Genomic DNA, 2,236 nt, shown 5'->3' on the forward strand with positions numbered 1-2,236 from the left:
CAGTAATTTACTGGCTCCATCGCCTATAAAACCAACACGTTTTGTCCTATAACCCTAACTATAAGATCTATAGAGGGTGTTTTTATACGCAACTACAAATTATAATCTATCAAAGGATAAACTATTTTACTTCAGCCCAACCTAAAGCAGCACGTTTAGCATCGATATCAGCTAAGATTTTTTCAGCTACTTTAGCAGGATCAGTATTTACATACATAACAGAACCTAAGATGTCTTTAGTGTCTTCTTTAAGCCATTTTGTAACAGCATCAGAGCCTTGTGTAGGTGGCTCAACGCAATGGTAAGAGTTAATACCCATCAAGCGGAAGCCAAGGGATGCATCAATACCTTTTTCGTTGGACCATTCAGGGCTGGACATAGCGAATGGTAATTGAGGCAAGTTAAGACCTAACTCTGCAGCGATACCGCCAAAGATACCGGAGGAACGAGCATTATCTACACATTCACCAACATGCCATACTGGTGGTTGATCATCCCCCAAGAATTCTTGCAATGCAGGACTACATTTCTTAATAGCATCTGTATTACAGTAGCCAAGTTTCATCAATGGGAAGGATGCACAACCGTTTGTCAAGATGATACAGCCATTTTTGATAAGTGTATCAACGATATCTACAGTTGCTTTTTCATAGATAACGCGAGGGTTGGAACAACCTACTACGTTAACGATACCGCGAACTTTACCAGATTTTAAAGCCTCTGCCAATGGTTTGAAGGAACCATAATGTTTAACAGTGGATTCTGGAGAGAAACCAACTTCTGCAGTGATTTCATATGGCGGAATGAATACAGGCATACCTTTACGCAATTCATGAGCTTCAAGAGCACGATCCAAGATTTTGCGAGCCAATTCTTTAGTTTCAGCCAAGTTAGTATGGTGATGATCGTAACCGATATGTTCTGCACCTGGTAAACGAGCAGCATCAGATGTAGTGATAACCTTTGTGTTGAAGCAACGAGCTACGTCCATGATGGCAGGGTATACGTCTTGAACGTCAGCTACCCAGCAATCAAGAGCACCTGTACCAAGTACAAGCTCAGCACCGATAGCATTACACAATGGAATTACGTTTTCATAACGGTACATGCTGGATAAACCAGAACAGCAAATACCGTAGAATTGGATACCTTTAGCACCGATAGCTTTCGCTTTTTCTAGGTACTCTTCAGATGCACCAATTGTACAAATTTGAGACACCAATGTTGGCAAGTGACCATGAACAGCAATGTTAACATAACCTTTTTTCAAAGCGCCGATATTAACTTTGGATGTACGACGACCACCTTGACCAAACAATGCGTCTGTGGCAATGTCTGCTGCTACTACGCCAGTGAATGTGAAAGCAAGACCGCAACGCAAGAATTGTTTCATATTGCTTTCCCAATCGCCATCTGTACCTACACATGTACGATGGTATGCATCGAATGCTTCATTGTATGCAGAAATAGGCAAGATATCAAGGTTTTTCCAAACTTCGCGGCGTTCGGCAGGAGCCATAGCTGTAATAGTTTTATATTCGCCAGGCAACGCACGGCTCAAGTCTTCTAACAAAACGTCAGCCAAGTCGTTTGCTACTTCTTTTAAGGAACGACCTTCTTCAGGAATGTTGAAAGCTTTACATACAGTACGGATTTTTTCTTCGCCCAAAATTGGAATATCCAATTGGTCATTAGCAGCTGCTTTCAAAGAAATCAAGATTTCACGAGCATGCGCACCATGTTGTGTCAAGCCACCTGCTGCAGCACGTGTCATATTACGAGCTACGATAAGGTCAGCATCGGCACCGCAGACGCCACGAGGGCTCTTAGGTGTAATTTTACATGGACCCATGAAACAAATACGGCAACATACACCTGCAATACCAAATGTACATTGTGGTTGTTGTTTATCAAAACGGTCAAATACTGTGTCGCAGCCAATTTGCTCCATACGGAGAATCATTTCACGAACTGCAGGATCTGGTGTTTGTTCGATAACATCTTGTTTTGTAGGCCAAGTTTTACGGTATTCTGCAACGGCTTTCATGTAGTCGTTTACGCCATGTTCATGAGGTACCCCTGGTTCATGAGTGTGTGGCACCCATTTATCCGTAGGCAACGCTTTACCATGACTATGGTCATGGTCATGATGGTGATCATGGTCGTGATCGTGATGGTGACCGCCACAATGGCAATGGTCATGGTCATGATGATGTTCATGATCATGATGATGTTC

Annotated in this window: 1 protein-coding gene; it reads right to left on the reverse strand. The window is 42.6% G+C overall.

What is annotated here, in order from left to right; translation table 11 throughout:
* Positions 1 to 121: 121 nt before the first annotated feature.
* Positions 122 to 2,236: anaerobic carbon-monoxide dehydrogenase catalytic subunit (gene cooS / locus QZ334_RS05745; protein WP_295232662.1), on the reverse strand; the 2,115-nt coding region annotated here is incomplete at its 5' end.

The sequence above is a fragment of the Veillonella sp. genome (assembly GCF_019414865.1).
Taxonomy (GTDB): Bacteria; Bacillota; Negativicutes; order Veillonellales; family Veillonellaceae; genus Veillonella.